Source organism: Embleya sp. AB8, assembly GCF_049739465.1.
In the GTDB taxonomy this organism is placed as follows: Bacteria; Actinomycetota; Actinomycetes; order Streptomycetales; family Streptomycetaceae; genus Embleya.
Map to the genome: position 1 here is coordinate 103,624 of NZ_JBMHHY010000003.1, position 10,370 is coordinate 113,993.

Genomic DNA, 10,370 nt, shown 5'->3' on the forward strand with positions numbered 1-10,370 from the left:
CTCAGGAGATGCCGAACTCCTTGCCGATCATGTCGAAGATCTCCTCGTCACTCGCCGCGTCGAAGTCCGCGCCGGCTTCGGCCGCCGCAGCGCCATTCGGGGCCGGCGTGTCCCGCCATTTCGCGGTCAGTTCGGCCAACCGCGCGCCCACCCGCGCCCGTTCGGCGAAGTCGTCGGGGCGTTGCGCCAGTTCGGCCAGGGTCGCCTCCAGCCGGTCCAACTCCGCGAACACCGCGAGCCCGTCGGCGGCCGGCCCGAAGACCTCGACGGCGATATGCGCGGCCAAGGCCGCCGCCGTGGGGTGGTCGAAGACCAGCGTGCTCGGCAGCTTGAGGCCGATCGTCTCGGTCAGCCGGTTGCGCAGCCCCACCGCCGCCAGCGAGTCGAACCCCAGGTCCCGGAACGGCCGTTCGGGCTCGATCGCGGCCGGGTCGGCGTGTCCGAGCTGGGCGGCCACCTCGGTCCGCACCAGCTCCAGCAACTGCGCGTCCCGCTCCGGCGCGGCCAACTCCGCCAGCCGGGCCCGCAACGCGCTCGCGCCGTCGGGAGAGGCGATGGCTCCCGCGGCCGGCTCCGCCGGGACCTCCGTCGCCACCAGATCGGCGATCAGCGGTCGCGGTCGGGCGGCGGTGTACCCGGCGGCGAACCTGGGCCAGTCCACGTCGGCCACCGTGACGCAGGTCAGGTCCTCGTCCAGGGCCTGGCGCAGTGCCTCCAGGGCTCGATCCGGGTCCATCGCCGGCACCCCGATCCGGGCCAGGTGTTCTCCGGCCGGCCCCTCGGCCATGCCGCCGCCGGCCCACTGCCCCCAGGCGATCGAGACCGTGCGCAGGCCGCGGGCCCGGCGCTGTTCGGCAAGGGCGTCGAGGCCGGCGTTCGCCGCCGCGTACGGCCCCTGCCCCGCGCCACCCCATACCCCCGCCGCGGAGGAGAAGTAGACGACCGTGTCGGGCTCTTCGGACTGCGCCAACTCGTCCAACAGGAGTGCGCCGCCGGCCTTCGCCGCCAACGCGTCGGCGAGTTCGGCGCCCGTCGTCGCCGCCAGCGGCCCGACCACCACGGTGCCCGCCGCATGCACGACGGTGTCGATCCGTCGGCCCTGCGCCCGGACCGAGGCCAGCAGCCCGGCCACCGCGTCCCGATCGCCCAGATCGCACGCGAGTACCGACACCTCGGCACCGGCCGCCGTCAGTTCCTCGCACAGCCGCGCGGCATCCGGCGCAGCCGGCCCGCGTCGACCGGTGAGGATCACCCGTTCGACCCCCTCGCGCACCAACCATCGGGCCACCCGCCCGCCCAGTGCGCCGGTGCCGCCGGTGACCAGCGCCGTGGCGCCGGGCCGCCACCGGGCCGTTGCGCCGCCGCCCTCCTCGGCCCTGGGCAACCTGGCCAGCCGGCGGACGAACACCCCCAGCGGCCGAATCGCGATCTCGTCCTCGTCCGTCGTAGCGGACAGCACCTCGGCGAGGATCCCGGCCACTCGGGTGTCCACCGTCTCCGGCAGATCGATCTGCCCACCCCAGCGCCCGGGTTGCTCCAAGCCGACCACCCGACCGAGGCCCTGTACCGCCGCTCCCGCGACGCTCGTCGGCGCCTCGCCCAGCACCGACACGGCGCCCCGGGTGACCAGCCACAGCGGTGCCTCGATGCCGGTGTCCCCGAGCGCCTGCACCAGGGTCAACACCGCCGTCGACGCGGCCAACGGAGCGGCGACCGCCACGGACAGTGCGAGCACCCCGGCAACGGCCTCGCCATCGGCGATCTCGCCCAACCGCCGGGCCAGTTCGGCCCGATCCCCGTGCATCCGGTCGACCGACAGCACCGACACGTCGGCCCCGCGCTCCGTCAGCGCGGCGGTCACCGCGGCCGTGACCGCAGCCGTCACCACGTCCCCGGCCTCGTCGGTCGGCGCCACCAGCAGCCAACGCCCGGCGATCGGCGACCCCGCACCCACGGTCCACGGTTCCCACCGCACCCCGTATCGCCACCCGCGTACCGTGGCATCCGCCCGCCGGCGCGCCCGCCACGAGGACAGCGCGGGGAGCACCTCGCTCAGCGGCGCGTCCGCCGCCAATTCCAGCTCGGCCGCCAGCTCTTCGGGCCCCGCCGCGGCCATCGCCGCCCACAGCCGGCTGTCCTCGGCATCGCCCGCCGGCACCGCCGGCCGGCCGGCGGTACGCCCGGGCAACGCCGTACCCATGTCCGGGTCGAGCCAGAACCGCCGTCCCTGGAAGGCGTACGTCGGCAGCTGCACGCGCCGCACCCCGTCGTGCCCCGACACGCCCGCCCAATCCACCGGCAGGCCCACCACGAACGCCGCCGCCAGCGCCGCGACCAGGCGGTCCGCGCCGCCCTCGCCCCGGCGCAGCGTCTCCAGGACCTTCCCGGTGCCGACCTCCAGCGCGTCGAGGGTGTCCCCGATCGGCACCACCAGGCCCGGATGCGGACTGCATTCGACGAAGATCGTGTGTCCGGCGGCGACCGCCGCGCCGACCGCCGTCTCCAACTCGACGGTGCGGCGCAGGTTCTCGAACCAGTACGCGCCGCCCAACTCGCTCGGATCGGTGATCCGCTCGCCGCCGACCGTCGAATACATCGGCACCCGGCCCGCCCGGGGTTCGACCTGTGCGAGCGACTCGGCCAGCACCTCGCGTACGTCGTCCATCCGCGCCGAGTGCGACGCGTAGTCCACCGGAATCCAGCGCGCCCGTACGCCGTCGCGGTCACAGGCCGCCGCGATCGGGGTCAGTCGCGCCACCGAGCCGGACAACACCACGCTCGTCGGGCCGTTGACCGCCGCCAGCGACAGTCCCTCCGTCGCCGCCAGCAACTCCCGGGCCCGCTCGGCCGATACACCCACCGACAACATCCCGTCGCCGGAGGCCGCGAGGCCACGCAGGGCCCGGCTGCGCAGCACCACGATCCGGACCGCGTCCTCCAGCGACAGATGGCCCGCGACGTGTGCCGCGGCGATCTCGCCCTGGGAGTGTCCGATCACCGCACTGGGCCGTACCCCGCACGACTCCCACCACCGCGCCAGGCCGACCATCACTGCGAACAACACGGGCTGGACCACGTCCACCCGTTCGAGCAGCGCGGCCGATGCGTCGCGCAGCACCTCGAGCAGCGACCAGTCCGCGAGCAGCGGGTCCATCGCCGCCGCGCACTCCGTCACGGTCGCCGCGAACACCGGGCATTCGTCGAGGAGTTCCGCGGCCATGCCGATCCACTGCGAGCCCTGTCCGGGAAAGACGAAGACCGGTCCGGCCGGCTCGCCGGCGACGCCGATCCCGCCCGATGCCACCGAACGGGCGGCCGATTCGCGGCCCGTGGCCAGCGCGTCGAGGCCCGCCGTCAGCTGCGCGCCGTCCCGGCCCCACACCACCGCGCGCCGCTCCAACACCGCCCGCCCGGCGGCCAACGACCAGGCCACATCGCCCGGTTCGGCCTCGGGGTGGGCCGCCGCCCAGTCCCGCAGCCGGGCCGCCTGCTCGCGTAGCCCGGCCTCGGTGCGCGCGGACAACACCCACGGCAGCACGCCGCCGATCCCGGTCCCGGGAACATCCGTCGCCGGCCCGGGATCCGGCGCTTCCGGGCCCTGTTCCAGGATCACGTGCGCGTTGGTCCCGCTGATCCCGAACGAGGACACCCCGACCCGGCGGGCCCGGCCCACCTCGGGCCAGGAGCGCCCCTCCGCGAGCAGTTCGACCCGGCCGGTGGACCAGTCCACGTGTGGCGACGGCGCGTCCACGTGCAGCGTGGGCGGGAGTACGCCGTGCCGCATCGCCATCACCATCTTGATCACCCCGGCCACCCCGGCCGCCGCCTGGGTGTGGCCGAGGTTCGATTTGATCGAGCCCAGCCACAGCGGGCGTTCCTCGGGCCGGTCCTGCCCGTACGTGGCCAGCAGCGCCTGGGCCTCGATCGGGTCGCCGAGCACCGTCCCGGTGCCGTGCGCCTCGACCGCGTCCACGTCCGCCGTGGACAGTCCGGCGTTGGCCAACGCCTGCCGGATCACCCGCTGTTGGGACGGCCCGTTGGGCGCGGTCAGGCCGTTGGAGGCGCCGTCCTGGTTGATCGCGGAGCCGCGGACCACGGCGAGTACCGGATGCCCGTTGCGGCGCGCGTCGGACAGCCGCTCGACCAGCAACATGCCGATTCCCTCGCCCCACGCGGTGCCGTCGGCCGCCGCCGCGAACGACTTGCATCGCCCGTCCGGGGCCAGTCCGCGCTGCCGGGCGAACTCGACGAACACGCTGGGCGTGGACATCACCGTCACCCCGCCGGCCAGGGCCAGGTCGCATTCGCCCATGCGCAGTGCGTGTGCCGCCCAGTGCAGTGCGACCAGGGAGGACGAGCAGGCCGAGTCCACGGTCACCGCGGAGCCTTCCAGGCCCAGGGTGTAGGCGACCCGCCCGGAGGCGACGCCGAACGAGTTGCCGTTGCCGATGTACGCCTCCAGTTCGTCGGCGACGTCGTGCACCCGCCCGGCCGCGTAGTCCGCGTACATCAGGCCCGCGAACACCCCGGTGTTGCTGCCGCGCAGCGAGGCCGGGTCGATGCCCGCCCGCTCGAACGCCTCCCACGAGGTCTCCAGGAGCAGGCGCTGCTGCGGGTCCATCGCCAGTGCCTCGCGCGGGGAGATCCCGAACAGCTCGGCGTCGAACCGGGAGATGTCGCGCATGAACGAGCCCCGGCGGGTGTAGCAGCGCCCGGAGCGGTCCGGGTCGGGGTCGTAGAGCGCGCCCAGGTCCCAGCCCCGGTCGGTGGGGAAGGACGAGGCCAGGTCCACTCCGTCGGCGACGCAGCGCCACAGCTCCTCGGGCGAGTCGATGCCGCCGGGATAGCGGCAGCTCATCGCCACGATCGCGATCGGCTCGTCGGTCGACCCGGGCCGCGCCGGGCTGCCGTTCGGGGCCTGGGCCAGGGCCGGTACGCGCAGCGTCTCGGCGCGCAGGAAGCGGGCCAGGGCGCCGGCGTTGGGGTAGTCGAACAACACGGTCGCGGGCAGCCGCAGGCCGGTGACCGCGTTGAGCCGGTTGCGCATCTCCAGTGCGGTGAGCGAGTCGAAGCCCAGCTCGGTGAACGCCCGATCGGCGGCGACTGCTTCGGCGCCGGCGTGTCCGAGCACCACGGCGGCCTGCGCCCGGGCCAGTTCGGTGAGCAGCCGCAACTGCTCGGCCTCCGACCGGCCGGCCAGCCGCTGGGCCAGTTTGCGGGTCTCGTCCGTACCGGGCCGGGTGCCGTCGCGGCGCTGCGCGGGGATCAACCCACGCAGGATCACCGGGAGTTCGTCCTCAAGGCGGCGCAGCGCGGCCAGGTCGAGGCGGACCGGGGCGAGCATCGGGTCCCCGTGCGCGAGGGCGGCGTCGAACAGGGCCAGGCCCTGCTCGTCGGACAGCGGCAGTACCCCGCTGCGGTTGATCCGCTGTCGGTCGGTGTCCGCGAACTCGTCGCGCATCAGGCCGCTTTCCTGTGCCCACAGGCCCCAGGCCAGGGACACCGCAGGCCGCCCGAGGACCTGCCGCCGCCGGGCGAGGGCGTCCAGGAACGCGTTGCCGGCCGCATAGTTGCCCTGTCCGAGGCTGCCGATCACGCCGGCCACCGAGGAGAACAGAACGAATGCGGACAGTTCGGCGTCCCGGGTCAGCTCGTGCAGGTGCAGCGCCGCGTCCACCTTGGGGGCCAGGACCCGGTCCACCCGGCTCGGCGTCAGGGCGCCGATCACCCCGTCGTCGACGACGCCCGCGACATGCACGACGGCGGACAGCGGGTGATCGGCCGGGATGGCGCCGAGCAGTTTGGCCAGCTCGGCCCGGTCGCCGACGTCGCAGGCCGCCACGTGCACGTGTGCGCCCAGTTCGGTCAGCTCCGCCGCCAGCAGCCCGGCGCCGGGGGCGGCGATCCCGCGCCGGCTCGCCAGCACCAGGCGGCGTACGCCGTGCGCGGCCACCAGGTGCCGGGCCACCAGGGCTCCGAGCGCGCCGGTGCCGCCGGTGACCAGGGTGGTGCCCTCGGGCCCGAACAGCGGCGCGGCCGGTTCGACCGCGGGGGTGCGGGTGAGCCTGGGAAGGTGCAAAACACCGGCCCGGATGGCCAGTTGTGGCTCGCCCGCGCCGAGTACCGCCGGCAGTACGCGCACCGACGCCGGGTCCTCGTCCAGGTCGACCAGTAGCAGCCGGTCCGGGTGTTCGGACTGTGCGGAGCGGACCAGGCCGCCGACCGCCGCGGCGGCCAGGTCGGCCCGGGCCCCGTCGGCCCGGTCCTCGTCGGCCACGGCCACCGCGCCCCGGGTGGCCACGATCAACCGGGCGGCGGCGAACCGCTGGTCGGCCAGCCAGGTCTGCACGACGGCCAGGGCCCGATGCACCGCGGCGTGTACGTCGTCGGGGTCCGGTACGTCGCCGTCCGGCGCAGGTGCCGGTGCGGCGGGCCACGGGAGCAGGACCGCCTCGGGGGCGGGCAGGCCGGCGTCGATCGCGGCGGCGAGGGCGGCCAGGTCGGGGTGCGCGACGGCGCCGAGCCGAGCCGCGAGCCGCTCGTCGTCGGACGTGTGCTCGGGCCCGGTGATGATCGCCCACTGCCCGCCGGCCGGCGCGGAGCCGGCGGCCGGGCGCGGCATCGGGGTCCACCGCAGTGCGTACAGCGGGTCCCGGCGTCCGGCCGTCGCGCTGCGCAACTGCTCGGGCGAGATCGGCCGTACGGCCAGCGACGCCACCTCGGCGACGGGTCGCCCGTCCTCGTCCGCCAGACTCAGCGACACCGATTCCGGCCCGGTCCGCAGCACGCGGGCGCGTACCGTCGCCGCGCCGGGCGTGCACAGCCGCACGTCGCGCCACGAGAACGGCAGCGCCAGGGCACCGGTGCCCTGCTCGGCCGGCTCGGCGAACGCGGCGATCCCGAGGAGGTGTTGCGTCGCGTCCATCAGCGCGGGGTGCACGCCGAACCGGTCGGCCTCGTACGCCACCTGTTCGGGCAGCGCGATCTCGCCGAAGATCTCCTCGCCGCGCCGCCAGACCGCGCGCACCGCGCGAAACGAGGGTCCGTAGGCCACGCCGTTGTCCGCCAGCCACGGGTAGAAGTCGTCGATCGGCACCGGCGTGGCGTCCACCGGCGGCCAGTGCGCCGGGTCGATGGTCGCCGGCTGCTCGACGACCGCGGCCGGATCCTCGACCGGGGCGAGGGTGCCCACCGCGTTGCGGATCCACGGTTCGTCCGGGTCGTCGTGGTCCGGGCGGGAGTGGATGGTGAGCGCGCGCCGCCCGTCCTCGGCGGCGGCCTCGACCCACACCTGCACCTGGAGTCCGCCACGTTCCCCGAACGCGAGCGGGGTCTCCAGGGACAGTTCCTCGACCCGGTCGACGCCCACCCGGCGTCCCGCGTGCAACGCCAGTTCGAGGAATGCCGTGCCCGGGAGCAACACCGTGTCCAGGACCACGTGATCCGCCAGCCACGGATGGGTGTCCAGGGACAACCGGCCGGTGAACAACGAACCGTGTCCGTCCGCCAGGCCCACCACCGCGCCGAGCAGCGGGTGATCCACCGTGCCCTGGCCCAGGCCCGCCGGGTCGCCCGCGGCGGTACCCGCGTCCAGCCAGAAGCGCTGCCGGGTGAAGGCGTAGGTCGGCAGGTCGACCCAGCGGCGGGTCCCGGGCAGCAGCGCGGCCCAGTCCACCGCCGCGCCGCGGACGAATACCCGGGCCAGCGCCTCGACCACGCCCGTCACCGGGTCCCGGTCCCGCCGCCGGGTGGCCACCGCCAGCACGTCGGGCGCGTCCGCCGTGACATCGGCGACCATCGGGGTCAGCGCCGCGTCCGGCCCGATCTCGACGAACGTACGCACGCCGTCCGCGCGCAGTGTGCCCAGCACGTCCCCGAACCGCACCGTGCGCCGCACCTGCTCGACCCAATACGCCGGGTCGCACACCTGCTCCGCCGTCGCGAGCCGCCCGGTGACGTCGGACCCGATCGGGATCACCGGGGGACGTAGCGCCAACGTCGCGGCCACCTCGGCGAGTTGCCCGAGCATCGGGTCCATCAGCGCGGAATGGAACGCGTGCGAGACCCGCAGCCGCGAATGCCGCAGCCCACGCTCCGCACACGCCCGGAGCACCGCCTCGATGGCCTCCGTCGGACCGGAAACCACCACGCTCGACGGACCGTTCACCGCCGCGACGGCCAACTCTGGGTAATCGCCCAACAGTCCCGCGACCACACCCTCCGAAGCGCCCACCGCGACCATCGCGCCGCCGGCCGGCAGTGCGCTCATCAGCGCGGCCCGGGCGGCGACGAACGCCACCGCGTCCGTGAGCGAGAACACCCCGGCCACGTGTGCCGCGACCACCTCGCCGAGCGAGTGGCCGGCCACCACGTCGGGCGTCGAACCCCACGAGGTCCACAGCCGATACAGGGCCACCTCGTACGCGAACAGCGCCGGCTGGGCGACACCGGTGTCCTCGGTGACCGCTTCCGTACCCAGCAGCACATCCCGCACCGAGAACGGCAGCACCGCGTCGAACGCGGCACACACCTCGTCCAGGACGTCCGCGAACATCGGGAAGGCCGCGTAGAGTTCGCGCCCCATCCCGTGGGTGGGCACGCCCTGCCCGGTGAACAGCACCGCCGTTCGCCCGGACCCGCGCCGGACCTCGCCGGCGATCGGGTCCGGCGCACCCGCCGCCACCGCGGCCAGTGCCTCGGTCAGCTCGGCCGTGTCCCGCCCGAGCAGCACCGCCCGATGCCCCCAAAGCGCGCGCCCGGTCGCCAACGACCGGCCCACGTCGGCCGGATCGGCCTCCGGGTGCGCAACGGCCCACTCCCGCAGGCGGGCGGCCTGGGCCCACAATCCGGCCTCGGAGCGGGCCGAAAGCACCCACGGCCGCACCCCGCCCAGCGGCTGCGGCGGGACCGGCGGCGGCGCCTGGTCCTCGACCTCGGCGGCCGCATCCGACTCGACCGGTGGCGCCTCCTCGACGATCACGTGCGCGTTCGTCCCGCTCACCCCGAACGAGGACACCCCCGCGCGGCGCACCCGTTCCCCCGCCGGCCAGGCCATCGGTTCGGTGAGCAACTCCACCCGGCCGGCCGCCCAGTCCACATGCGGGGTGCGTTCGGCCACATGCAGCGTGCGCGGCAGGACGCCGTTGCGCAGCGCCAGCACCATCTTGATCACACCCGCGACGCCCGCCGCGGCCTGCGCGTGTCCGATGTTCGATTTGATCGAGCCCAGCCGCAACGGCCGCTCCGCCGGGCGGTCCTGCCCATACGTCGCCAGCAACGCCTGCGCCTCGATCGGGTCGCCCAGCACCGTTCCGGTGCCGTGCGCCTCCACCGCGTCCACGTCCGCCGCCGAAAGCCGCGCATTGGCCAGCGCCTGCCGGATCACCCGCTCCTGGGCCAGGTCGTTCGGCGCGGTCAGCCCGTTCGAGGCACCGTCCTGGTTGACCGCCGAGCCGCGCACCACGGCCAGCACCCGATGTCCGTTGCGGCGCGCGTCGGACAGCCGTTCCAGGAGCAGCAGGCCCACACCCTCGCTCCACCCGGTGCCGTCCGCCGTCGCCGCGAACGACTTGCACCGTCCGTCCGCGGCGAGCCCCTGCTGCCGGGAGAACTCGTCGAACGCCCCGGGGGTGGCCAGCACGGTGGCCCCGCCGACCAGCGCCAGATCGCACTCCCCGGCGCGCAGCGCCTGGCCGGCCAGGTGTACCGCGACCAGCGAGGACGAGCACGCGGTGTCCACCGTGACCGCCGCGCCCTCCAGACCGAACATGTAGGCCAACCGGCCCGAGGCCACGCTGACCAGACTTCCGGTCAGCAGGTGCCCCTCGACCTCCTTGGGCACCCGGGCCAGCCGGGAGAGGTAGTCGCTGGCGATCACCCCGACGAAGACGCCAGTGCGGCTGCCGCGCAGCGCGGTCGGATCGATGCCCGCGTGCTCGAAGGTGGCCCAGGACGCCTCCAGGAGCACCCGCTGCTGCGGATCCATCGCGAGCGCCTCGCGCGGCGAGATGCCGAAGAACTCGGCGTCGAAGTCGGCCGCGTCGTCCAGGAATCCGCCCCGGTACGAACTGCCGGTCGCCGCCTCGGCGGCCTCCCAGCCGCGCCCGGGGGGCAGTCCGGTGATCGCGTCGGTGTCGGTGGCGACCAGGTTCCACAGGTCGTCCGGGGAGGCCACACCGCCGGGGTAGCGGCAGTGCATCCCGACGATCGCGAGCGGCTCGTGCCACTTGTCCTCGACGTCGCGCAGCCGCAGTCGGGTCTCCTGCAACTCGGTGGATGCCCGGCGGAGGTAGTCGCGGAGCTTGTCTTCGTTCGCCATCGATTCTTCTCCTTACTGGTTCAGGAGGACGGGAGAGTCCCAGCCCCGCGAT

The 10,370-nt window shown here is 74.7% G+C and carries 1 protein-coding gene; it reads right to left on the bottom strand.

Annotated elements, in window-relative coordinates; all coding sequences use genetic code 11:
* Position 1: 1 nt before the first annotated feature.
* Entirely contained in the window at positions 2-10,318 is a 10,317-nt protein-coding gene (locus tag ABIA38_RS05495; protein ID WP_424637265.1) for a type I polyketide synthase, read from the bottom strand.
* Positions 10,319-10,370 lie beyond the last annotated feature (52 nt).